Origin of the sequence: Marinifilum fragile, from assembly GCF_963677365.1 — a bacterium.
GTDB lineage: Bacteria > Bacteroidota > Bacteroidia > Bacteroidales > Marinifilaceae > Marinifilum > Marinifilum fragile.
This window is the reverse complement of sequence record NZ_OY781962.1, coordinates 2,027,623-2,052,584: the sequence shown is the minus strand read 5'-3', so window position 1 is coordinate 2,052,584 and position 24,962 is coordinate 2,027,623. Positions and strand designations below refer to the sequence as shown.

At 34.7% G+C, this 24,962-nt stretch carries 23 protein-coding genes and 1 tRNA gene; 17 read left to right on the top strand and 7 right to left on the bottom strand.

All coding sequences use genetic code 11. The features are described 5' to 3' along the window. Positions 1 to 18: 18 nt before the first annotated feature. The 11 genes from ACKPCA_RS08140 to nfo all read left to right on the top strand — a co-directional run bounded on the left by ACKPCA_RS08140 (position 19) and on the right by nfo (position 15,296). Positions 19 to 615: a methyltransferase domain-containing protein gene (locus tag ACKPCA_RS08140; RefSeq protein ID WP_321282362.1), complete on the top strand. Its 597-nt coding sequence runs from the start codon at positions 19 to 21 to the stop codon at positions 613 to 615. Between the two features lie 201 nt (positions 616 to 816). Then, the gene (locus ACKPCA_RS08135) at positions 817 to 1,668 is read left to right on the top strand and encodes a GNAT family N-acetyltransferase (RefSeq protein WP_321282361.1); all 852 of its coding nucleotides are present in this window, start codon (positions 817 to 819) and stop codon (positions 1,666 to 1,668) included. Between the two features lie 175 nt (positions 1,669 to 1,843). After that, complete coding sequence (locus tag ACKPCA_RS08130) at positions 1,844 to 2,539, top strand: hypothetical protein (protein ID WP_321282360.1); 696 nt, start codon at positions 1,844 to 1,846, stop codon at positions 2,537 to 2,539. Between the two features lie 166 nt (positions 2,540 to 2,705). Then, positions 2,706 to 3,641 carry an alpha/beta hydrolase gene (locus ACKPCA_RS08125; protein WP_321282359.1) on the top strand — a complete coding sequence of 312 codons (936 nt, stop codon included), beginning with the start codon at positions 2,706 to 2,708 and terminating at the stop codon, positions 3,639 to 3,641. Between the two features lie 462 nt (positions 3,642 to 4,103). Further along, positions 4,104 to 4,841 (top strand): carboxypeptidase-like regulatory domain-containing protein, encoded by a 738-nt coding sequence (locus tag ACKPCA_RS08120; RefSeq protein ID WP_321282357.1) that lies wholly within the window; start codon positions 4,104 to 4,106, stop codon positions 4,839 to 4,841. A 594-nt stretch (positions 4,842 to 5,435) separates the two neighbouring features. Next, on the top strand, positions 5,436 to 8,819 hold the full coding sequence (locus ACKPCA_RS08115; protein WP_321282355.1) for a two-component regulator propeller domain-containing protein: 3,384 nt from the start codon (positions 5,436 to 5,438) through the stop codon (positions 8,817 to 8,819). Positions 8,820 to 8,998: 179 nt separating this feature from the next. Continuing rightward, on the top strand, positions 8,999 to 9,694 hold the full coding sequence (locus ACKPCA_RS08110) for an SIMPL domain-containing protein (protein WP_321282353.1): 696 nt from the start codon (positions 8,999 to 9,001) through the stop codon (positions 9,692 to 9,694). A 187-nt stretch (positions 9,695 to 9,881) separates the two neighbouring features. Next, positions 9,882 to 10,619: a lysophospholipid acyltransferase family protein gene (locus ACKPCA_RS08105; protein ID WP_054722459.1), complete on the top strand. Its 738-nt coding sequence runs from the start codon at positions 9,882 to 9,884 to the stop codon at positions 10,617 to 10,619. A 1-nt stretch (position 10,620) separates the two neighbouring features. Further along, complete coding sequence (locus tag ACKPCA_RS08100) at positions 10,621 to 11,463, top strand: patatin-like phospholipase family protein (RefSeq protein WP_321282352.1); 843 nt, start codon at positions 10,621 to 10,623, stop codon at positions 11,461 to 11,463. Positions 11,464 to 11,790: 327 nt separating this feature from the next. Then, positions 11,791 to 14,244 (top strand): TonB-dependent receptor, encoded by a 2,454-nt coding sequence (locus tag ACKPCA_RS08095; protein ID WP_321282351.1) that lies wholly within the window; start codon positions 11,791 to 11,793, stop codon positions 14,242 to 14,244. 209 nt (positions 14,245 to 14,453) lie between these two features. Then, entirely contained in the window at positions 14,454 to 15,296 is an 843-nt protein-coding gene (nfo, locus tag ACKPCA_RS08090; protein ID WP_321282350.1) for a deoxyribonuclease IV, read from the top strand. A 40-nt stretch (positions 15,297 to 15,336) separates the two neighbouring features. Here the strand turns inward: nfo and ACKPCA_RS08085 are convergent, their stop codons facing one another. The 5 genes from ACKPCA_RS08085 to ACKPCA_RS08065 all read right to left on the bottom strand — a co-directional run bounded on the left by ACKPCA_RS08085 (position 15,337) and on the right by ACKPCA_RS08065 (position 18,853). After that, on the bottom strand, positions 15,337 to 16,083 hold the full coding sequence (locus ACKPCA_RS08085) for a sulfite exporter TauE/SafE family protein (RefSeq protein ID WP_321282349.1): 747 nt from the start codon (positions 16,081 to 16,083) through the stop codon (positions 15,337 to 15,339). A gap of 68 nt (positions 16,084 to 16,151) precedes the next feature. Then, positions 16,152 to 16,766, bottom strand: coding sequence for a MarC family protein (locus tag ACKPCA_RS08080; protein WP_321282348.1), 615 nt, complete (start codon positions 16,764 to 16,766; stop codon positions 16,152 to 16,154). Positions 16,767 to 17,016: 250 nt separating this feature from the next. Further along, positions 17,017 to 17,472, bottom strand: a complete 456-nt coding sequence (locus tag ACKPCA_RS08075) for a methionine-R-sulfoxide reductase (protein WP_321282347.1) — start codon at positions 17,470 to 17,472, stop codon at positions 17,017 to 17,019. A gap of 43 nt (positions 17,473 to 17,515) precedes the next feature. Next, the gene (locus ACKPCA_RS08070; protein ID WP_054722472.1) at positions 17,516 to 18,370 is read right to left on the bottom strand and encodes an alpha/beta fold hydrolase; all 855 of its coding nucleotides are present in this window, start codon (positions 18,368 to 18,370) and stop codon (positions 17,516 to 17,518) included. A 108-nt stretch (positions 18,371 to 18,478) separates the two neighbouring features. Next, entirely contained in the window at positions 18,479 to 18,853 is a 375-nt protein-coding gene (locus ACKPCA_RS08065; protein WP_083464761.1) for a response regulator, read from the bottom strand. Between the two features lie 272 nt (positions 18,854 to 19,125). On the opposite strand from ACKPCA_RS08065, the gene ACKPCA_RS08060 reads away from it, so the two are divergent. After that, entirely contained in the window at positions 19,126 to 19,353 is a 228-nt protein-coding gene (locus ACKPCA_RS08060) for a putative signal transducing protein (RefSeq protein WP_321282346.1), read from the top strand. A gap of 29 nt (positions 19,354 to 19,382) precedes the next feature. After that, positions 19,383 to 20,150 carry a transporter gene (locus tag ACKPCA_RS08055; RefSeq protein ID WP_321282345.1) on the top strand — a complete coding sequence of 256 codons (768 nt, stop codon included), beginning with the start codon at positions 19,383 to 19,385 and terminating at the stop codon, positions 20,148 to 20,150. 196 nt (positions 20,151 to 20,346) lie between these two features. On the opposite strand, the gene ACKPCA_RS08050 is transcribed toward ACKPCA_RS08055, so the two are convergent. Further along, entirely contained in the window at positions 20,347 to 20,649 is a 303-nt protein-coding gene (locus ACKPCA_RS08050) for a cupin domain-containing protein (protein WP_054722480.1), read from the bottom strand. Between the two features lie 69 nt (positions 20,650 to 20,718). Here ACKPCA_RS08050 and ACKPCA_RS08045 point away from each other — a divergent pair, with 69 nt between their 5' ends. Further along, complete coding sequence (locus ACKPCA_RS08045; protein WP_321282344.1) at positions 20,719 to 21,180, top strand: YybH family protein; 462 nt, start codon at positions 20,719 to 20,721, stop codon at positions 21,178 to 21,180. Here ACKPCA_RS08045 and rarD read toward each other — a convergent pair. Next, a complete protein-coding gene (gene rarD / locus ACKPCA_RS08040; RefSeq protein ID WP_321282343.1) occupies positions 21,177 to 22,073 on the bottom strand; it encodes an EamA family transporter RarD in 897 nt (298 codons plus the stop codon). The two genes, ACKPCA_RS08045 and rarD, sit on opposite strands and share 4 nt — an antisense overlap. A 1,941-nt stretch (positions 22,074 to 24,014) precedes the next feature. Here rarD and ACKPCA_RS08035 point away from each other — a divergent pair. The 3 genes from ACKPCA_RS08035 to ACKPCA_RS08025 all read left to right on the top strand — a co-directional run bounded on the left by ACKPCA_RS08035 (position 24,015) and on the right by ACKPCA_RS08025 (position 24,688). Next, a tRNA-OTHER gene (locus ACKPCA_RS08035) sits at positions 24,015 to 24,130 on the top strand. Positions 24,131 to 24,175: 45 nt separating this feature from the next. After that, on the top strand, positions 24,176 to 24,397 hold the full coding sequence (locus ACKPCA_RS08030) for a hypothetical protein (protein ID WP_321282342.1): 222 nt from the start codon (positions 24,176 to 24,178) through the stop codon (positions 24,395 to 24,397). Positions 24,398 to 24,460: 63 nt separating this feature from the next. Continuing rightward, positions 24,461 to 24,688: a hypothetical protein gene (locus tag ACKPCA_RS08025; RefSeq protein ID WP_321282341.1), complete on the top strand. Its 228-nt coding sequence runs from the start codon at positions 24,461 to 24,463 to the stop codon at positions 24,686 to 24,688. The last annotated feature ends 274 nt before the right edge of the window (positions 24,689 to 24,962 follow it).

Genomic DNA, 24,962 nt, shown 5'->3' with positions numbered 1-24,962 from the left:
GGAATATCTCAATGAACTATGGTAAAAGATATACAACAGATAATACAGAATTTATTAAACTTTTATGACTTTCAAAATAAGACAGTGGTTTCAGTTGGAGCTGGTGGGGGTCAATTTATTGAATACGCGAGGGGCGCGAGGCATGTAATCGCAATCGACAATGACAAGAATGCATTAAACAAGCTTAAAGAAAATTTGTCTATGAATGGATTGTCTGAAAAGTTTACCTTAATCCATTCAGATTTTAAAAATACAAAAGTAAAAGGAGACGTTGTACTTTTTGAATTCTGTTTACATGAAATGAACGAGCCTCAGGAAATGTTGGAATATGCTCAAAAAATCGCGAATGATATTGTAATAGCAGATCATGGTGTCAATTCTGCGTGGGCTTACATTGCAGATGAAAAAGAAAAAGCTGAAAACAGCTGGGGACAGGTTTTAAAAAATCCGATACAAAAATTGATAACACATGAAGCAGAACAGTATTATGAAGATTATAATGAATTATATTTAAAGGTGAAGGTTCAAGGTGAAAATTCGATAGAAAGAATTAAAAAGTTCAAGATGTGTAAAAGATTTGTTATTCCTATGGAATACACATTTGCATTACTATAAGAACAATAATAATTAAGTGCAAGCTGCCAGCAACTAGTAGTAAAAAAATGCCTGGCGAATGATTACAAGCTTATACAGAAGATATAATCAATGATTCCATTGGTCTGATAATTAAGAACTCTTACATCGGCAACTTTTATACCTGCAGGACCTTTTATACCATTTAGTACAAATTATTATTCCAAACAAAATATAATAGAAATGGAAATAAAATCACTTGGAAAAATAGAGCTTGAAACTATTTTTAATGCTTTTAGTAAGGCATTTGCAGACTATGATATTCAAATAAACTTTACAGCATTCAGGGCAATGCTGAAAAGAAGAGGATTTAATCCTGAGTTGTCCTTTGCTGCATTTGAAGGAGACGATATTGTAGCATTTACCCTTAACGGAATAGGAAACTATAATGGAAAAAAAATGGCCTACGATACGGGAACAGGAACGCTGAAACAATACCGTGGGCAAGGTTTAGCAACCAAAATATTTGAATATTCAATACCATTTTTGAAAAAAGAGAATATCAATCATTATTTGTTAGAAGTATTGCAACACAATACAAAAGCCATTTCAGTATATAAAAATATTAATTTTAGTATAACTCGAGAGTTTAATTATTTCGTTTGGAAGAACGAAGAATTCAAAAATGAAATAGAAAAAGTTAGAACTCCTTTCAGAATAGAATCGATTGATATTGAAGAATATGAGATGCTTTCTGATTTTTGGGATTTCTACCCCTCATGGCAGAACAGTTTTGAATCCATCCAAAGAGTGAGAGAAGATTTTGTAATTTTAGGTGTATTCATAGACAAAAAGCTAATTGGATACTGCATTTTTGAACCTGAGTCGGGAGACATAACCCAAATAGCCGTTGACAAGGAACATAGAAGAAAAGGAGTTGCTTCTCAATTACTTGTTGAAGTTAGCAAACAAAACAAGTGTTCAACAACAAAAATTGTAAACACAGATATAAACTGTAATTCAATTGTAGATTTTCTTAAAGCAAAAAATGTTGAGCTAACAGGTAAACAGTTTGAGATGATTAAAGAAATATAAACGACTGACCCTGATAGCGCAGACTCGTGTTTTGTTATAATAAACCTCCTTGATGTATATTCTATCGCATTTATAATCACAGGAGAGGATTGATTTATTGAACTTCGTTTTGTACGGTTTAGGAGGATCTAATTTTCAAATTCTTACCCTTACAAATAATACCTGTTGAATAGCTATGAGAGACAAAAAGATAATTGATTGGAACAATAATCAGAAGTTGTTAAAATCATTAATCCTAAAGAAAGAACACTTTGATTTAGCAATTGAGTTATGCTTAAAGCAACATGCAATGGTTCATTCATCGAATGTAAGTAATAACAATTTTAATACAATTGAAGATGATTTATGGAACTGTCTTGATGATAGTACTTTTAGAGGATTTGTAAAGACAGACCATGGAACAATAGCAAGAAATATTTGGCATACAACACGAATAGAAGATTTAACCATGAATATTCTGGTTGCCGGAGAATCACAAATTTTAAATGAGAGTAACAGGATTGAAAAACTAAACAGCATAATTCAAGATACTGGAAATGCAATGACAGATTCCGAAGTGATAGAATTTAGCAAACACATAAACAAGGAAGAATTAATTAGGTACAGAGTTGCTGTCGGAATTAAAACTCAGGCTATATTAAAGACTTTGAAGTATGATGACTTAAAAGTTAAAATTAAAAAGTCTAGACTCCAGCAAGTTCTTGATGAAGGAGGAGTATTAAATATAGATGGAGCAAATTGGTTGATTGATTTCTGGGGAAGGAAGAATGTCGCAGGAATTCTTCTTATGCCAGCTACTCGACATAATTTAGTTCATATTAATCAATCGAAGAGAATAAAAGAAAAATTACAGAGGAAACAGAAAAGGTAAAAGACTACTGTTTACAAGCCTCTGCTGATGTACAATTCTATCGCTTTCCCTTACTAAAACTTAACCATATTAGGGGTGGTAGCAAGGATAATACAAAACCCGAAAGATAAGAAATGTGAAGTGCATTGAACTTTATGCATACGATTAATACAATAAAAAACACCCAATGAAAAAATTACAATTCATCGCTGTTGCAGTACTCTTTGCATTGCAATTGTCGGCACAACAAAAAGAAGAAATCTACAATTTACAAACGGAAACCGGAGAGCTTAAAGGCAGCTTGCTCTTGCCTGAAAGCGATCAAAAGCTTCCTGTGGTTTTAATGATTTCAGGTTCTGGTCCAACCGACAGGAATGGGAACAATGCCATGATGCAGAACAATTCACTAAAAATGTTGGCAGAAGGCTTGTGTAAGAATTCCATTGCCAGTCTGCGTTATGACAAAAGGGGAGTAGGCGAAAGCAAGGGAGTCATGGTAAGTGAGGCAGATCTGCGTTTTGAGCATTACATACAGGATGTGAAAGAGTGGATTACCAAATTGCAAAAGGATAGTAGGTTTTCAGAGGTGATTGTATTGGGGCATAGCGAAGGATCTACCATTGGTATGATCGCAATTCAGGATTTGAAGGTGGCAAAGTACATTTCCGTAGCGGGTCCGGGATTTGCTGCAGGCGATATCATCCGAAAACAATTAAAGGCACAACCACCATTTGTCCTGCAACAGGCAGAACCCATACTTACAAAATTGGAAAAAGGTGAAATGGTTGAGGATACGCCTGCCTTTTTAGCTGCCTTGTTCCGTGCAAGTGTTCAGCCTTATATGATATCCTGGATGAAGTACGATCCAAGTGTAGAAATCGCAAAATTATCTTGTCCTGTTTTATTGGTGCAGGGAACTACAGATCTTCAAGTAAAAGTGGAGGATGCTGAGGCGTTGGCAAAAGCAAATCCTAAAGCCAAAAAACTGATTGTTGAAGGAATGAATCATGTTTTAAAAGAAGCAGAAGCCGATAGAATGAAGAATTTTCAAACCTATAACAATCCTGAATTGCCATTGAAAGCTGGACTTTTAAAGGGAATTGTGGAGTTTGTGAAGGAGTAAGGCTTTTGGGTTTCGATTTTATCGTGTTCAATCAGTAAAATAGAAGCATCGGAATTGTTGGGAAATCTTCATTTGACCTTGGGTAAGTAAGTTTAAATAAATGAAAATATTTGGTATTATGTCTTGACTTTTGATCTGTTAATTGTTAAGTTTATAATGTTCAATTTTAATTTTGAGTAATATTAAAAGAACAAATGTTTAAATCATTCCATTTAGCATTTGGGTTATTGTGTTAAAAGGTCGCTGGGGAGTGACCTTTTGCTTTTTTAATACTAAGCCCTTGTTGGTTTGCTACAGAATAGCGTTCCATAATTAAAACTTCACCAAGTTGGATTCCCCGAATTTACAATAACAGATTAGCGATATTACATCATATTGATATTATTTAAACATTATGCTGGATTGCGTGTAACTGTATAGATGGTTCATGCGTCATAATATGGAACTTAAATAACAATAAATATGAGAAAAAAAGCATCTATTTTTCTATTTCTATTCTGTTTTATCTATTTGCATGGAAATGCTCAAACAGACTCTATTACAATTTCTGGAATGGTAAGCGATTTTGAAGGTCAACCTGTAGACAGTGCTCTTGTAGAAATCAAACACTCAAATTTTAAAACTGCCTATGAAACTTTAACTGATAGTAAAGGACACTACAGTTTAAAAGTTTCGAAAGGGAAGTACTTTGCTTTGGCTTCATTAAAAATGTCCGAGTATCCAGTTGCAGGATCAATTTTACCAAAAGACGAACAAAGATTAGAATTTTGGGCCTGGAATCTAATAGCTGAGGAAGATATGAATTTAAATATTAAATATCATAGACTTGAAGTTTATGGTGTAAATGTATTCAGAGTTCAAGGAGCGCATCCTGGCTATACCATTTACTGCAGGCCTATGAGTTTAACAAGAGGCTTTTCTGAACCAGATAAAAATTTGGACTTCATAGATCTTTGTCCACCTCCAGAGGAGCTTGAGGTAAGAGTTAAGATAAACGGACATCCTGTTAAAGTTAATATGAAAGAAAAAGTGAAAGAGTATGTTTCTAATGGAATTTGTTATGGCTATTTATTACATGTAGACCTGCCATCAGAACAGGCTAATAAGAATTATAACATCTTTCATATTGAGATGACCGATTTGAAAAATGGAGATCAAGGAGAAGCTGTATACTTTAAAAAGAAAGATGACTATGAATAAGTCATTATAAGATTTTATAAAGTAATGGCAGGAAATGATCATGCTCCCATTCGCTATTGAGGCTGTCATTACACAATCAATTTACCATTGAGCGCAAGCTAGGTGTTATTTTCTTTCCTTATTACCAATCTTGCGCTTGATTCTTCTTTTCTTCTTTGCCAGCATCAATATTCATCGCTTAGGAAGTATATCTTCGGCTCAAATCGTAGTCTTTTGCTCTTGTAGCTCCCTGATTAGGAGCACCTCCTGCTGCAATATTTTACTTCTACTAGAATTGTAATGCTGTGCATCTACAGTTTTTTGTCATCTTCTTTTTATGGCAATAAGGCAGTGGAAACAAATGATGACCCTTTTCATTTCGAATGAAGTCTTTTTCTCCTAAGAAAATTTAATGTTTTGAAAAAAGAAATTTGATATGGAAGGCATAATTTTTTAATTTTAATCATACTACATGTAAGTCTTTGGTGCAATCTTTCGAATTTGATGCAGGGAATGATAAAATTAGTTTCAACCTGTTTGTGGGGAGTGGAATAAGTGATTATATATTATAGGTAATTTTATTTCTTATATAATTTAAGAAAGAATCTGGTATTTATGGATTTAATAAAAAAACATACTTTTTGGAAGAGGATGCTTTTTATTAGTATCCTTATGATGAATTTAAGTTTTGTTGTTGCCCAATCGAAAGATAGTAGACTTAAATATTTGTCGCAGGAAGACGGACTGTCAAGTTCTGTAGTAGTAGATATCGTTCAAGATAATTATGGCTTTATTTGGTTTGCAACCAGAAATGGTTTAAACCGATATGATGGTTACTCATTTAAAACATTCACCAACGATCCTAACAATGTTAATAGTATACCTGTTGACAGACTTACCTGTTTATTAATTGATAAGAATGGAAATTTTTGGATTGGTTCTCTTGATGGTTTGGTTTACATGGATTATGATACGGAAACTTTTTCTTTAATTGAGTTTCCGGAGAATCTACCCAGTACGCAAAGGTATATTAATTGTTTGTGGCAAGACGGTAAGAATAACATTTGGATAGGGACAGATCGTGGCTTGTATGTAAAAAGGTCCAACTCAAAGGAGATAGAACTTCACACTTATGGTATTATAACAGATAATATAAAAATTCGTGATATCGTTGAAGATGATGAACAGTCTCTTTGGATTGCTTCAAATATTGGGTTGATTAAATATGAAACTGATAAATCACAGGTAAAGCTTTTTCAGCATAAAGAAAATGACACTAATGGTCTTGTCCAGTCTGACATTAGAAAATTATTATACGATAGTGATAATTCATTGTGGATTTGTTCGCAGGATTCTGGTGTTAGTCGATATTTAATAAGTGAAGGTAGATATATCAACTATGTGCATAGCCAAGAAAGATTTCCCCAATGCATTGTAAGTAATAGTATTTATGATATAATAGAAGATAGTGCTGGAAAGATATGGATGGCAAGTCAAGGAGGAGGGGTTAGTATATATGATAAAAAAAATAATACATTCAATTACTTTGCCTCAATACCAAATAATAATGAATCCCTGGCTTGGAACGTGGTTTTGTCTTTACTTGAAGATCAAACAGGTGGGATTTGGCTTGGCACTTTTGGAGCTGGAATTAACTATTGGCATCCATCTTTACAAAATTTTAAGTGTTATGGCAGTCAAATAAATAGTACAGGTATTAATGTAACTACGGTTTATTCTATTTTCGATGATGGAGATAAAGAATTATGGATTGCTGGTTTTGGGGAGAAATCATTGAATATTTATGACAAAAAAAATAAAGGGTTAATAAACTTAAAGGATGAAATTAGATCTAATATTGTTTGGATAAAGGCTGATATCTTTAAACCGGAAGAAATCGTTTGGATTGGTTTAGATCGGAGTATAGGTTTTGATCTTTATAAAATTGATAAAAATAAAAAGAAGGTATTAAAGAAATTTAAGCTTCCTGATGGACGTACCGTTGTAAATGATGCCTTGCAAGAGAATGACTATACATTTTGGATTGCTACTTCTGATGGATTGGTGAAGCTCAATGAAAAAACTGGATATACTCAACACTTCAGATATTCAAATTCGACCACATTATATGGAAAAATAAATTGTGTAGAAACTTTAAACGACACATTACTGGCCTTGGGAACTAATCGGAAAGGATTGTTTGTATTTAATAAGTTGAATGGCAGTAGTGTTAATTATAAATACACTAAGGGAGATTCATCAAGTATATGCGATAATACCATCAGAGACTTATATCATCAAGGTCAAAAACTCTGGATTGCTACTACAAATGGTTTAAATTCGTTTGACTATGCAAACAATAAACTCAGCTACTATTCGAAAAAAGATGGCTTTAACTCTGATTTTATGAGTGCAATTGAAGAAGATGATGATGGGAATTTATGGATTAGCAGTAGAAATGGAGTATCATGTTTTAATCTGAAAACAGGAGTCATTAATAATTACGATGGAAGAGATGGAATAAAGACCAAGGACTATATACTGGGGGCAAGCTATAAAAATAAAAAGGGTGAATTGTTTTTTGGAGGAAGCGGAGTTACAACTTTTGAGCCGCATCATCTAATTAAAAATCCAAAACCTGTTTCTGTTGTTTTTACCGATATGGAGGTTCTAAATAAACCGGTAAATACTTTTTCTGGTGGTGTTTTAAACAAAGTCCTTCATGCAACAGATACAATAAGTTTATCCTACAAAGATAAAGTGATCTCTTTCAACTTTGCGGCTTTGGAATTTGCTTTGCCGCAAAAAACCATCTATGCCTACAAGTTAATAGGGCTTGATACAAGTTGGCATGATATCGGAAATCGTCGTTTCGTTACATTTACTACGCTACCTCACGGCAATTATCAATTAAAAGTGAAAGCTAAGAATAATGCTGGAGTGTGGAGTAAAAATGAAGCAAATTTATACATTCATGTGATACCTCCTTTTTATAAGACAACTTGGTTTAAAATTACTTTGCTAAGTATTATACTCTCGTTATTTGGCTCTTTTTATTATTTAAGAGTTCGTTTTTTAAAGAAAAAAACAGAAAGGCTAAACTTAATTGTCAATGAGCGTACCTTGGAATTGCGGAACAAAAATGAAGAAATTATTTCGCAAAATAATCTTCTAGAAGATTTAAATAAGGAACTAAATAATCATAGAAACCATTTGGAAGAGTTAGTTGATGAGCGAACGGCAGAACTGCGTGAAGCAAAAGAAAAAGCTGAAGAAAGTGAAAGGCTCAAATCGTCATTTCTCGCGAATATGAGTCATGAGATTCGTACGCCTATGAACGCTATTCTTGGTTTTTCTTCTTTATTAAGTGAACGTGATTTATCGGCGGAAAAAAAGGACCAATTTATTGATATAATAAAATCGAATGGAGACTCTCTTTTGGGTTTAATTGATAATATTATGGATTTATCAAAAATGGAAGCTGGGCAAATTCAACTAGATATAGAGCAGTTTGACTTGAATTACTTGTTGAGTGAGATTTATAATATGTTCATTCCTGAATCAATAAAAGAAGAGAATAACGATATAGATTTTGAATTAATTTTTCCTGAAGAATGTTATCTGTTCGAATCGGATTCTGTTCGGTTAAAGCAAATAATAATTAATTTACTTGAAAATGCTTTCAAATACACAGATAGAGGGGAAATTAAACTTGGTTATGCAGTAAACGAATCGTTTTTAAGAATTTTTGTGAAAGATACTGGAATTGGTATTGCTAAGGATAATTTAGAATACATATTTGGTCGTTTTAAAAAGATAGAAGATAGAAAAGATAGACTTTATAGAGGAACAGGGCTTGGTCTTTCTATTGTAGATCATTTGGTGAATTTACTGGGTGCTAAAATAGAAGTTGAATCTACTTTAGGTGAAGGTTCTTGTTTTTATATAATTTTTGAGCTTGATCAGAACACTACACACAATATTACTCCTAATGTCTAATCAGGTGTAAAAATCTCATTTGTAACAGCTTGTTGAATTCGTAAAAATATGATCTAATAAAGGAATTAAAGTCAATCATACTTTGGCATTAACAGTTTAGGAATTTTTGTTTTTTCTGGCACAATATATGTTATGTAAGCATTGTTAAAAAATCAAAACACACATAAAATATAATGCCCATGAAAAGAGCTATTGTTATTCTAATTGCCATATTTATTGGCCTTAATTTAAGTGCGCAGGCCCAAAAGAATTTTATCGATCAGAACTTCATTGAGGTAAAAGGCGTAGCAGAATTGGAAGTTGTTCCCAATGAGATATTCGTAAATATTGTTTTGGATGAGAAGGATACCAAAAACAAAGAGAGCATTGAGCAGCTGGAACAGAAAATGTTTGTGGCCCTCGAAAAAGCAGGTGTAAACCTTGAGAAACAACTTTCCGTTTCAGATTTCAGCAGCAATTTAAAATTTCATTTTTTTAAAGGGGCAAATGTTCTTAAAGCAAAACAGTTTGAGCTTTTGCTTCACGATTCTCATACGCTTGCACAGGTTTATGTAGAATTGGAGAAGATTAAAATCTCTAATATCAATATTCTAAGAGTAGATCATTCTGAGATTGAAAAGTACCGTCAGCAAGTAAAAGTGAATGCCATAAAAGCCGGAAAAGAAAAGGCCGAAGCATTAACCGAAGCCATAGGACAGAAAGTGGGCAAGGCCATTTACATAAACGAAAATGCTTCTCAATACAGAAATGATTATGCGAATACAGCCATTCGAATTAGAGGAGCTTCCTCTTTGGCTAAAATGAAAACTCCTGATTTGGATTTCCAGAAGATAAAATTGGAATACTCGGTACAATTGCGCTTCGAGCTTTTGTAATAACTGATTTAGATTTTACATACCAGGATACTGACCATGGATTACACATAAAGTATGTAGAGGGTGGAGGACTCTGCATACTGTGTTTTCCATGGTAATTTGTTTGTGAAAGATCAAATTGAAGTTCGATTTCTTCAATAAATGATTTTTTTGTTCTTTTGTGGAGAATTTTAATCAACAAAGAACAATGGCCAAGATTTTATCATATATCCTAACTATAATATTCTACATCCTATTTTTCTTACTTCTTGTTATTTTTCATCCTATTCAGGTGATTAGTTTAAAGCTGTTTGGCTACCGAGCGCACAAGAATTCCGTTGATGTTCTCAATTTTTTTCTGATGCGATTGGTTGGGATTCTGGGAGTGAGAATTACCTACGAAGGAAGTGTAGATTTGCCTAATGATCGTCCCTTAATTATTGTATCAAACCACCAGGGAACTTATGACATTCCTCCAATTGTATGGATTTTTAGAAAATACCATCCCAAGTTTATTTCTAAAAAAGAGCTGGCTAAAAATATTCCTAGTGTATCCTATAATTTGCGTCATAGCGGTGCCGCTTTAATCGATAGAAGCAACAGGGCACAGGCAATTCCTGAAATTCACAAATTGGGAAAATTGATTGCCAAGAACAATTATGCAGCTTGTATTTTTCCGGAAGGAACCAGAAGCAAAACCGGGAAAATGAAAAAATTTAAATCGGGAGGTATTGAAACGCTTCTTGATGCAGCTCCTAATGCTTTGGTTGTGCCTTTTGCTGTTGATGGAAATTACAAGATCGAGCGCAAAGGGATGTTTCCTCTTTGCATTGGACAGAGGGTAAAATATAGCATTCTTGCTCCGATTGAAACGCAAGGGAAATCAGCTGTTGAGATTACCAGTGAAGCTGAAAAAGTAATTCGTGAAAAGTTAAATCAATTGTAGTATGACCACGAATTCCGGTAAAACAGCTTTGGTAGTTGAAGGAGGAGCCATGCGAGGCATTTTTGCCGCTGGAGTTTTGGATGCTTTCATGGAACAAGCTTTTCTTCCTTTTGATATGGTGATAGGTGTTTCAGCTGGTTCGATTAATGCTGCTGCTTATTTGGCAAATCAACATGGAAGAAATTATAAAGTTTTTACCGATTATTCGTTGCGACCTGAATACATCAGTTGGAAAAAATTCTTGTTGGGAGGTCATTTAATGGATTTGGACTGGTCGTGGGACATTACCGGAAGCGAATTACCAATTAATGTTGACCTGCTTTTTGAGAAGAATATTGATTTCGAAATAGGAATTACTCGTAATATCGATGGCAGCTCTAAGTTTATTCAAGCTACACCCGAGAATTTGAGCGATGTGATGAAGGCCAGTTGTTCTGTACCTTTATTCTATAGAAAATTTCTGAAAGTAGATGGTGAAATTGTTGCAGATGGAGGCGTGTCGGCACCCATTCCTGTTGAACGAGCCATTGAGAAAGGTGCTACTAAAATCATGGTAATCAGATCGAGAAAGAGAGATTATCGCATGAAGAATGGAAATGAAAATAAGTTGTCGAGATTACTTTTCAGAAAACATCCGGGTTTGGCAAAAGCCATTCAAAAACGTCCTGATATCTACAATCAAACCATTGAGTTGATCAATCATCCGCCTGCAGGAATAGAGATTATTGATATTTGTCCTGCGGATTCTTTTTCTACCAAACGATTCACACAAGACAAAGGGATTCTGGATAAAGATTACAAGCTTGGCAAAGAGCAAGGGGTTGAAGCCATTGAAAGATGGTAAGCATCAGTTATCAGTTATCAGTTATCAGTTATCAGTTATCAGTTATCAGTTAGCAGTTAGCAGTTGCGCTTAAATACAAGGCTTCTCTGTTATTATTCACTGTTCATTGTTAATTGATCATTGTTCATTTAAAAATATCTCATTTTTTTTTTAAGGTAGATTAAACCTTTTGATAGTTTGTGTGTCTATACTTCGACATAAAGTCGAAACAGACATTTGTTTTATCGGGTAAATGTTAATAAATATCTAAAAAACTAGATGAGTACATGTTTATCCAATAAGGAATTGTATGTTTGTTTGGACACAAAAAAAACTTAACCTACTAACATGAATAGATTATTACTATTGTTAAGCTTTGTTTGCTTGACAATGTTTTCAAAAGCAGTTGAACCTGCGGTAAAACCAGAGATTCAAGGAGGAATTATTAAAGGAGTTGTGAAAGATCAGGCATTGGAAACTCCTGTTGAATATGCAACCGTATCGATTTACTCCATGACAGATTCAACTTTAATTGATGGTACCATTACCGATGCAAATGGTGCTTTTTTCTTAAAGAAATTGAAACCAGGAAATTACTTTGTTGAAGTATCTTTTATTGGTTACAACAAAGCTGTGGTTAGAAATATTCCCATTAATAAAAAACGCAAAGAGATTGATCTAAAAACGGTTTCTCTGCGACAGTCCACCGAGGCTTTGGATGAAGTTACCGTTACTACTGAAAGAATTCCTGTTCAATATCAAATCGATAAGAAGGTAATTCCGGTGAGCCGACAAATTACAGCAGCAAGTGGTAATGCTGTAGATGTCTTGGAGAATGTTCCATCGGTTAGTGTAGATATTGAGGGAAATGTGAGCTTACGTGGAAGTTCAAATTTTACGGTATTGGTGGATGGCAAGCCTTCCATTTTAGAGGCTGCAGATATTTTAGAACAAATGCCAGCCAGCATGATTGAAAATATCGAGATCATTACCAATCCATCTGCCAAGTACGATCCTGAAGGAACTGCGGGTATTATCAATGTAATTACCAAGAAGAATAAAGATTCAGGTATAACCGGAGTGGTTAATGTAAATGTTGGAAGTCATGAAAACAACAGTGCCGATTTTCTTGTGAATTATCGCAAGAAGAAATGGAATTTCAACTTTGGACTGGATTACAGCAGAAGAGGTTTTGAAGGATCAAGCGAGTCTGAAAACAGAACAGAAGTGCAGGGAATTACAAACTATCTTCTTTCGAGTGGTGATACAGAACGACATCGTGATGGATATGGCTTTAAAACGGGAGTTGATTACGATATCAATGAGAAAAATCAGCTGTCGTTTGCATTTAGATATGGCACAAGAGATATGGAGCGTAAATCCTTCCTGGATTATTCAGAATATGCAGAAGGAGAGACTCCTGCTTTATATGACAGTAGAGACTTGTGGACTCGCGAAATGGATTTCATCAATTCCAGTTTGGCCTATACAAAAAAGTTCAAGGGAAAAGGTCATCAGTGGTTTACACAGGTTAGTATCTCGCGCAGAGGAAATGGTGATGAGGAGTCATTAAATGCAAGGTTTGATGCCAATGGTCAAGTTTCTGGTCAGCGTTCTACTGAAGATGGACCAGGACAAAGAATAGAGATTCGCTCCGATTACACACTTCCTTTGGGTAATGATAGAAAATTCGAGTTTGGATATCAGGGGCAAATCCGTTCTAGCGAGGCCGATACCAAAAGATTTGAATACAATACTGAAACCGATGATTATGATTTTCAACCAGAATATAGCAATGAAGTTGAGTACGACAGAAGTGTTCATGGCTTGTATACAACCTTTGCCGATAAAATGGGAATTTTGGGTTATCAGTTAGGATTCAGAACTGAGTTTACAGATCGCGAAGTAGATTATAGTGGTGAATTGGAAAAATTTAAGATTCAACAATGGGATTTCTTTCCTACAATTCATGCGCAATTGGATTTGGGTTCCAGAAATCAGTTGATGGCAAGTTATGCCAGAAGAATTGATCGACCAAGAGGTTATTATTTGGAACCATTCATTACCTGGACTGATGCCTATAATGTTCGTCAGGGAAATCCAGATTTGGATCCTGAATACATTGATTCTTATGAATTGGGATTCATGAAAAGATTTGGTGACCAGTCCGTGTCTATTGAATCATACTATAAAGTAACGCACAACAAAGTAGAACGAATTAGAACTCCTTACCAGGAAAATGTAATGTTGAGTAGCGTTGCCAATGTTGGGAAAGACTATTCTTTTGGTATTGAAGCTACATTAAACTTGACTTTTGCAAAATGGTTTAAGAATGATTTGATTGGTAATGTTTACCATTACAAGGAAGAAGGAAGTTTTGAGACGAAAAATGCCTTTGGCGAAAGCATAGTTCAAGATTTTTCTACTGAAAGTTTCAATTGGAGTTTGCGCAATAATTCAACATTCATATTGGATAAAAGAACAAGATTGCAAATGAATATCAATTACCAATCTCCTACAGATTGGGCTCAAGGTAAACGTGCTGGATTTCTGACGAGTTCATTGGCTTTAAGAAGAGACTTTTTCAATAGAAAATTGTCTGCAACTTTCCAGGTTCGCGATGTGTTGGGTACATTCAAGCATGAAACCGAGTACATGGGAGAAGGCTTCTACAACTTTAACAAGTTTGAAATGAATTCTCCAGTGTTTAGATTAAACTTGAGTTATAAGATTAACAATTACAAGCAAAACCGTGGAAGACGTTCGGAAAATGGTGTTGATGTAGAGGATTTTGAGATGTAGAACAAACTGATATAAAAAGAAACTCACGGATTAATTTTCGTGAGTTTTTTGTTTTATACCATTTTAATTTAAAATCATTGCGGTATAATGCCGATAGATATTTAAAGAACTATAGCAAATAAAATAAAGTTATAGATCATTTAAATACTAATCGGTATTATGCTATTTTGTGGTGATTTACGAATAAGAGAATGATGAAAGGGAAAGATATGAAATATATAGGAGCACATGTAAGTACAGCTGGAGGTGTTGAAAACGCACCCATAAACGCCAATAAAATAGGAGCTAAGGCATTTGCTTTGTTCACAAAGAATCAAAGACAGTGGAATGCGAAGCCTCTCACAGAGAAGAATATTCAAGAATTTAAAGCGAACTGTGAAAAGTATGGTTTTGGTCCTGAACAGATTCTTCCACATGACAGTTATCTTATTAATTTGGGGCATCCTGATCCTGCGGCCTTGGGAAAATCAAGAACTGCCTTTCTGGACGAAATGCAAAGATGTGAGCAATTGGGATTAAATCGCCTGAACTTTCATCCTGGAAGTCATTTAAAGAAAGTATCGGTTGAACAATGTTTGGCTACAATTGCAGAATCGATTAATATAAGTTTGAATCAGACAAAAGGTGTTTGTGCTGTAATTGAAAATACAGCAGGACAAGGAAGTAATTTGGGTTTTACCTTTGAGCAAATTGCAGAAATCATCCATCAGGTGGAAGACAAAGAAAGGGTAGGAGTATGTATTGATACATGTCATGCTTTCACTGCTGGCTATGATATTTCTTCGGCAGAAGGTTTTCAAAAAGTTTTTGATGATTTTGAGAGAATCATCGGCTTTAATTACTTAAAAGGGATGCACTTGAATGATTCTAAAAAGGAGCTGGCAACTCGAGTTGATCGTCACGAGGTGATTGGAAAAGGTTTTATTGGTTTGGAAGCATTTAAATGCTTAATGAATGATAGCCGATTTGATGGGATTCCAATGGTTCTGGAGACACCAGATTCAGATAATTGGGCAGAGGAAATAAAATTGCTTTACTCTCTTGTAAAATAGTTTGCCTGGATTCAATGAATCCAGACGGTATTTTGGATTGCTAATGGTGAATTAATGTTGATACAACAATAAATACTCCTGTAATGATATTGATTCCAATTACCATTTTACGAAATTTTTCAGGTTCTATTTTACCTGAGAATTTTGAACCCAAATGCGATCCAAAGAATAGAATCGGTAGACAGAACAGAGCAAGGTTTACCGATTCTGTTTCAATCATTCCTTTCATTACAAAAGCAGCGGTTGTAAAGAATGAAGAAAATGTGCTGAACCAGGCAAAAACGCCGCGGAAGTGATCTTTGGAATATCCCTTTCGATTCATGGCAATTACCAGTGGAGGACCACCAACCGAAATGCAAGAGCCAAGAATTCCACTTATGAAACCAGCGAAAACAATTGGATATCTGCGAAAGCGTTTGGCCAATCGTACCTTACCCAACATTCTAATTGAGAAAATAATGACCAAAATCCCGGTAATCAAACGTAAGTTTTCACTGCTTACAAATTCAAGGGCATAAACACCTAGAGGAATTCCACCCAAACTTGCAATAAACATAGGAATAAACAGTTTTGCCTTTATTTTTTCCTTTAGCTTGAATAGAATAACAAGACTTGTAATCAAATTGAACAGACTCATTGCTGGAACCAAAACTTGCATTGGAAATATCAATGAAAGAAAAGGAACAGCAAGCAGTGCAAATCCAAATCCAGTCATCCCTTTAATGAATGCTGCTGATAGAATTACAATGCTACACAGTATAATTTGAATAAGTGTTATGTCATGCATTATTTTGCAAGTTATTCAGTCAATATTATTTGTAAAGTTAGTAGAAGAACTGCATTAATGAAACTTATTTATGAATGTTGTATAGCTTCTTTTAAAAAAGGAAATAAAGTGTGAATTTGAGTGGCCACATTGCTCATGAAAAGTTTAACCGAAATGGCCAATAGGATAATTCCAAATACTTTACGAAGTATGTGAATTCCTCCATCACCAAGCACTCTTTCTACCAGATTGGTTGATTTTAATACAAGGTAAACAAATGCAAGGTTCAGAATAATAGCCGCAATAATATTTTCTACAGCATACTCAGCACGAAGGGCCAAAACCGTTGTGAATGATCCTGCACCTGCAACCAAAGGGAAAGCAATAGGAACAATTGAAACACCACTTGGACCATCGTATTTAATAATTTCAATTCCCATTACCATTTCAGCTCCCATAATAAACAGAATAATAGAACCTGCAATGGCAAAACTTGAAATATCCACTCCGAAAATTCCCAAAAGTTTTTCTCCAAGGAATGTAAAAATGATCAATACGGCTAAAGCTACCAAGCTTGCCTTTAGAGCATCAATTCTTCCACCTTTTTTCTTTAAATCTAATATAATTGGGATAGATCCGATAATATCGATAACTGCAAAAAGTACCATAGAGGCGGAAACGATCTCAAGAAAATTTAGATTCATCGCAATAGAGTTTTATTGGTTTATAGTAAAATGTTAACGGTAAACTTACAATATTTTTATTATCAATTTAGACTGATGAATATGAAATATGTACGAATATCGATCATTAAAAGTTAAGAATTTCACAAGTGTCAAATGTAAGTGTGAAATATTATAATATTTCGCGAAGATATGTTTTTTTTACAATTTTCAGATGCCAAAAAAAGAGTTTTCAGAAGAAAACTCTTTCGTTGTATTTGATTACTGTCTGTTATTTTTCTTTTAACTCCTCTTTGGGAATGAAATTCAAAGAGATGCTGTTTACACAATGGCGAGTATTCTTTTTTGTAAATCCTTCGTTAAGAAAAACATGTCCCAAATGACCGCCACAGTTGGCACAAACAATTTCAGTTCTTCTACCATCGGCATCAGGAATTCTTTTTACAGCACCTTCAATTTCATCATCGAAACTAGGCCAGCCACAATGCGACTCAAACTTATCTGACGAATTGTATAGTGCTGCATTGCATTGCTTACAGGTATATACACCTTCTGCCTTATTCTTTAAATATTTTCCAGTACCAGGATATTCTGTTCCTTTATTAATAATTACCCTTTTCTCTGCTTCGGTTAAGGTGTTGTATTTGTCCTTTGTCATTGCTTTTTGTGCGTTTACGTTATATGCGCTAAAAACGAATATACCTATTAATATTATTGCTTGTTTCATGTGTTTAAAATTTACATGTTCGTTTCTTATCTCTTCAATTAAATTACTGATTCACATTTTTAATGGATTCAATAATTAGATCGGGGCGTGACCAGGGAATGAAGTGATCCAAATCGTCCAATAAAATGGAATTGATATTACTTTGATAATTCTGATAATAATCTAAAGTTTTAAAAGGAACCAAAACGTCTTTCTTGCCCTGTATATAGGTAGTTGGCACATCAATCGCAGAAATACGAGGTTCATTTTTAATCAAGCATTCCGATAGAGCCATCATTTCCTTGTTGCTGTTTTTTAATTCGTGAGGCAATATTCTTTGAGGAATTCCTCCGGCAGCTAAGACATTATACCATTTGGCTTTTTGATATTCAGGTGATAGGCAGGGCGCAACATAAATGGCATGTTTTATTTTATCTGGATAATCAATTAAAACCTGTTCCAATACTGCACCTCCAAAAGAATGTCCCAAAACAATAATTTTCTCGTGTTTTTGAGTGTAATGTTCCATCACTTTAGCAGCAACTCTGGCTTGGTTTGACAAACTTGTCATGGCAGGAACGCTTGTTTTACTGTAGCCTGGGCGATCGTAAGATATTAGGCAGAATTGCTTTCTCAGTTCTACATCAGTAAATATCTTTTTAAAATCAAACCAATATCCAGGTGAGCCATGAATAAATAATACCTTTGGAAGTGATAAATCGCCAATATACTTGGTATGGATGGTGTAGTTTCCAAATTTTACAAATTCTGTATTTGGAACTACATTGTGAGTTAATAATTCGTCAATTGCATTTTGATCGTTAAAAGTAGATCTGATTTTTTGGAGAAGGAAAGTTGCTGAACCTGCAATAATTACAAATCCTAAAACTATGAATACGCTTTTAATCCTTCTTCTCATATCACTCCTGCTCCTTAAAATTCAGACAGTAATAAATAAAATACTTTTTTGTCTGAATTACAAGAGTAAGGATGTTATAAAATCTTAAATAATTGCAGTTTTTGGTTTTTACTGGAGATGTTTGTTAATCAATTTAATCAGGACATCTTTTTTGACTGGTTTTGCAACGTAATCATCGCAACCATTGTCTAATGATTTTTTTTTATCTCCCAACAAAGCGAATGCAGTTTGAGCAATAATTGGAAGATCTGGTCTTGTTTTTTTGATTGCTTTTGTTGCTTCGTAACCATTCATCAATGGCATTTTGATATCCATTAACACCAAATCAATCTTTGCATTTTTTTGACACAGTTCAATTGCCTCCATACCATTACTTGCAACAATAACCTTACAATTAATTTGATGCAGTAATTCTTCGAAGTAGATGCGGTTAAATTCTTCATCTTCTACAACCAAGATCGTTTTATTTTTGAGTTTACTCATATTGGAGTTATTGATTCACCCTCTAAAATAGTTTTTCTGATTGATGGAATGAAATATTAATAAAGAAATCTTTAAGAATTTGAACAGTTTCTGTTTTTGGGATTTAAAAGAGGTTTTATTCATGACCATTGGACTTTTTTAATCGACAAATAGCATTTTTTCATTTCATGAAAAGATAAGAATTTACTTCTTAAGTTTTCGGCTTATTAATATAGGATCATATTGGGAATTTCTCTATCTTAGAAAGAAACATAACAATTAAATTGTAGCATATGACTGATGGGAATAATTTAGTTTGCGTATTTACAGGATCATTGGTAGACGTAAAATATTATAAGGAAAGATTGGAGGAAGCTGGGATTCCTTCTTTATGGAAAGATGAGTTTAGTTCCGGTACATTGGTAGGAATGGGTGGAACACCTGACAATGTGGATCTTTTTGTGGATGAAGAGCATGAAGCAAAAGCTCGGAACTGCATTGCAAGTTTTCAGGAACAATAGATGTATGGCAAATTTGTAATTTTATTTTAATGAGAAAGCTTTTTGTATTGACATTATTCGTAATGTTTAGTGGGATTCTAATTGCCCAGAAAAAAGATCCTATGGTAACCGATAGGCCAGGAACGGCCGAATCGGCGAGTGTGATACCCATTAGAGGATTTCAAATAGAGTCGGGCTTCGCTTTCGAAAAAGTGAGTTCTGATTTTGATAATGTAACTTTTAACAGCACTTTGTTAAGATATGGGCTGGTTGAGAATATTGAATTAAGATTGGGACTTCAGTATTTGGGTTATTACCAATCCTTAGACGGAGGAGATATTGATGAAACAGGTTTTGGTCCCTTAACACTGGGTGCAAAGTTCCTGTTGCTTGAAGAGAGTGAGAGGAATCCTCAATTGGCACTTCTTTCTACTTTTTCAGTTCCTAAATCGGGAGCTTCGGCTTTCGAGAATGAAAACCTAGGGGCAGATATTCGATTAAATGCAGATTACACCGTAAATGATGCCATGTCTCTTGAAGGCAATCTTGGTGTATCATGGAGTGGAATAAAAGGACAAGATTATGCCGTTTGGATGTATGCTGCGGTTATTGGTTTGGCTTTATCAGATCAAATAGGTGCATATGCAGAATTATATGGTTATCTGCCTGGTGAAGGAAAGAATGATCACAGGTGGGATGGAGGACTTACTTATGCGGTTACAGAGGATCTACAATTGGATTTTTCGACAGGAATAGGATTAAGTAAGGTTTCCCCAGATTTTTTTATTAGTTTAGGCTTATCAATAAGAATGCCTTAACAGGTAGTTCATTACATCAATTCAAAATAAGGCTTGATCAGTTTACTGGTCAGGCTTTTTTTCTGCAAGTCTTGTAAAGTTAGAATAATGAATAAGTATAAAAGGTTTGAAATTTAAAGCTTAAAGTGTAGAGACAGCATGAATGCTGTCTTTACTAATGTGTTCTATTGATACCCCCTCAAAACTGGTCTATTTGTTATTCAGGTAAGGTTCGGGAAATTAAAAATTTGGAATCTTCTTCAGCTTTAAGGCCATGCATTTGTCCTTTCTCGAAAGAGACGAAGTCATCCTCTTCGATGGCGTAGATTGTTCCTTCAATATCGAAGCTTAGTTTTCCTTTAATCAGATACAGTACAGCATTTGCAGGAGCAGGTTGGGGAGGAATTTCCATTCCTTTTTCAACACTTACAATAAGACTTTCGAATTGTGAGTTCGAATAGATTTGTTCTTTCTGAATTTTAGATGTTTCGATTGTTGAGGATAGCTTTTTTACGAACATAGATTTTGAAATTGGGATTTATTGCTTGAAAATAAGTATTTTTCTTTATTGAATTAAAACCACTAAAATATGAAAATGTCGGTAGGAAAAGTATTATATCTTCTTTTAATTGGTGTATCGATAACAGCTTGTAATCCAAAAGTTGATGTGGAAGTATGCAAGCAGGAAATCCTTCAAGTGGATGAGGAATTCTCAGATTTTTCGGTAAAACATGGAATGAAAAAGGCCTTTTATGTTTTCGCAGATGATTCGGCAGTAATGTTGAGAGAAAATTCTTATCCCATTATGGGAAAAGAAGCAATAAAACAACTTTTCTCCAATACAAATGATTCTGGGTTTAGTTTGAGCTGGAAACCTTCATTTGCAGCTGTTGCCCAGTCGGGTGATTTGGGCTATACCTATGGCATCTATCATTACACCACTCCTGATACCATTACAAAAGGCACCTATGTATCCATTTGGAAAAAGGGATCTAATGGAAAATGGAAATATGTATTGGATTCAGGAAATCAGGGGCTTGGGAAAGATTAATTCGCTTCTTTCTTTTGTCTGGTTCCTTGTATCATTGAAATGGTATAAAGAACCAATGCAAACCAAATCAATGAAAATGCAATGATTTGCTCTTGTTTAAAGGCTTCATCGTATACAAATACTCCAATTAAAAGCATTAGTGTAGGGCCAATGTATTGCATAAAGCCAATGGCCGATAATGGGATTCGTTGTGCTCCTTTGGCAAACCAATACAATGGTAGAGTGGTAACAATACCGGTAAGCATTAAGTAAGCATCGGTAGAGATTTCGCCGGAGAACAAAGCTCCGCTATGATCGAAAAGTTTCCAAAAGATAAAGCCAGCGGCAAGGGGAGCCAAAATAAAAGTTTCGACAGTTAAGGCTGGGATGGCTTTGATGCCTGCAGTTTTTTTCACCAGACCGTAAAAGCCAAATGACAATGCCAAAATAATGGCAATCCAAGGAAAACGACCATAATCAATGGTAAGGTAGATTACTGAAATGGAGGCAATGATTAATGCAACTATTTTAAGTGTATTCAGGCGTTCTTTTAGGATGATCATTCCTAACAAAACGTTTACAATCGGGTTGATGTAATAACCCAAACTGGCTTCCACAATTTGATTGATGTTTACCGCATAGATGAACAATCCCCAGTTGCCGCCAATTAATAGGGAGGAGACAATCAGGCTGTTTCGTGTTTTCTTCTGCTTGAGCAACGCAATGATGTTCTTCTGTTTTTTAACCAGAATGAATAGCAAGAGGAAAACGAAGGACCAAAAAATTCGATGAGCCAATACTTCCATAGCGGGAATATCGCTCAATAGCTTCCAGAATAAAGGCAATATGCCCCAAGCAAAAAAGGCTTGCAATGCATAAATGTAACCTACCGTATTGTTCTTGTTGTTTTCCATACGAATTGACTTGAATTTGGATTGCGGCAAATGTAAGGAAATTATGCATTATTTTGTCTTTAAGCCAGACGGGCTCCTACTTTCTCCATTGATGAGAAAGTAGGCAAAGAATCTACGGCGCATCTACTCAGGGACCCATCACGGCTCAAAAGCGAATAGAAATAGATAATCTCACTCATTCTTCGTTCGACAGCATTTCTATTTGCCGCTTTCTCTGCCTATGGGGCCCCCACTTGCGTAGCTGATGCCGATCGCTACAAATATTGAGGGTGGGAGTTTTGCCTGAAAGGCAAATATCATTCTAGCCCAGGGGAAGGGAGCGAAGCGACTGTTGCCCTTGGTTAATGGGTTACAATAAATTGTCGCAACTGGGAGTGTTGATTTGTGAGGGGATGTTTATTACGACGGAAATGAATTGTTTGTTTTGTCTTCAAGTCAGACGGGCTGTTCTTTTATCATTGCTATAAAAGAACCAAAAGATCTAGACGCCAAAAATGTAGTTACCCATAACGATTTAAAGTCTAAACAGAATAATATTCACTCGTACCTCGTTCATGGAATTCTGTTCTTAACGACTTTTTCATCTATGGGGGCCAACAAATTTTTGGATGTCACACTTACTGCAACAAAAGGGGGGAGCAATAGAATTTGCCTGAAAGGCAAATATCATATAGCCCAGGGGAAGGGAGCGAAGCGACTGCCGCCCTGGGTTAATGGATTCTGCAATAAATCGTCGCAACTGGGTAAGTTGTTTTGTGAGGGGTGTTTATTGCGACGAAAAATGATGGTTATACCATAGAAAACTCTCACAAATATCCTACGCCTTCATATTCTTTGCACAACTTCCTCTCCTCAAGGAGAGGATTGAGGTGAGGTGATCTGAAATGGATTGTGCGGAATAGAAAATAGATCCTCCAGAAATGCAAATAGATCCTTCAGAAAAGGAAATAGACCGTACGAAAATGTAAATAGATAGAGCGGAAAAGAAAATAGATAGCACGGGAATGTAAATAAATCGATCCAGAATGAAGGAAAATCAATTCAGAATGGAAGAAAATTGATTCAGAATGAAGGAAAATTAATTCAGAATGGAAGAAAATCCATTGGGATTAGAAGAAAATCGAGAAATAATGTAGGTAAATTGAACCATGATGAAAGTAATTCCATTCAGTTTGTTCAAGTTCAAAAGAGGATTTCTAATACCAAGGAGGAATATAGAAATGTTTGAGGGAGGAGGAGTTATACTGGCGACAAGATGATGGGAATAGCTTTCGATTATACGGGAAATGTAAGGGAAAAGAGTGGGTGCTGTAATAGTTTTGGCATTGATTTAAAATAGGAACTTGTAAGGGAGCCTGTAATGGCTTAGTAAACCTCAGGTACCATACTTATTAATTGTATGAAGCTCCCAAGAAATTGGGGGCTTTTGTATTTTCAATCAATATGTAAATTGTATTGATAAATTCTATTGCAGTTTATTGGGATAAATATTTTGTTTGGTAATAATTGTTGTTAAATTCGAGATGGTGTTTTTATTACAAGAGATATGAACTTGTTTGGGTGAAAAATTTCTTGCAAAAATTAAAAGTCCTTTAGATATAATTACAAAGGATAAGCAACTAGTTACTAATTTAATAGAAAAATCAACGGATAAGGTAGGTAAAGTGCATTGCACTTTAGCCTTACGTTGTGGTTAATACAAAAAGAACGTTCATTGAAAATATTGTCTCAGTTTGAGATTAAGAATTTGGTACTCAAGGTTACTAAGTCTATTGATTTTACTATGCTCTTAATCAGAGTTTGGGTCGCTGTTAATCCATTAGTATTAATAAAAACTTTAAAGCGTACGATTATGATGAAAATAGATAAGATTAAACAAACTCCTGTAAAGGAAAAATTTATGAGATTTATTAAAAGTATAATTGTTGGATTTGCACTAGTGGAGAAAAGAGACGGTCTTATCCTCTGATTATAAAGTATAGATTTTTGATAGAAACTTGATAACTGAATACCAAGACGAAGTGCGCTGGGAGGTTCGAATCCTCCCTTCTCCACCACTTTCGGATAATGACTTAGAAAATTGAATAGAACTTTAAATGGCAATGACACATTGGAAAAGAATAGATTTAAGAATTGAAAGTTTACAGACTACTATTAAGGGACTTGAAAATTCAATTTCTGAATTAAGAAATAAAATTGATAAAATAGATTGGTATGATGGACTTTGGTTTATAGAAGAAGCTGAGCCAATATATGGATTAGCTTTTATTGCATTTCAGAATTATATAAATAGTTCAGTATTTGATAGGTTCGAGAGTTTATAAAAGCAATATCTAAAATATAAATTAGGTGAAAGATTAAATAAAACTAGCAGAACTGATATTGAATTGATTGTTTCTATTGCTAATTACTTTAAACATAGAGACCATCCACGTAATTTAATTGGAGAGACTCCAAAAATACTGAAAGATTTTAATCTTCAATTTGATAAAGATATAGATATTGAAAATTCACCAATTTTAAAAGGACTCGAAATGTTTTCTGAAAAAGGAGAATTAGAAACATTAATAAATGCTGTTAAAAATTGGAGAGAAAAAATTTGGACAGAGAAATAGAAAGTACTAACCACAACATTTTGTATAAGTAATGGCAGGGAAAGTGCTAAATATTAAGGTTTGTAGCCCGCTCAAACAGCGTAGCGGTTTGACAGGAAAATACCACGCAATCTGCCACTACTCATACAATTTACCGTTGTGCGTCATGCTGAAAAGAGAGAAGAACCTTGACAAAGAGTGAATCTGAAATAGAAAAAATATGGAGCAATTGGACAGACAAACAAACTGAAACGTGCTTCAATTATACGACTAAGAATCACAAGATTTTTATCTC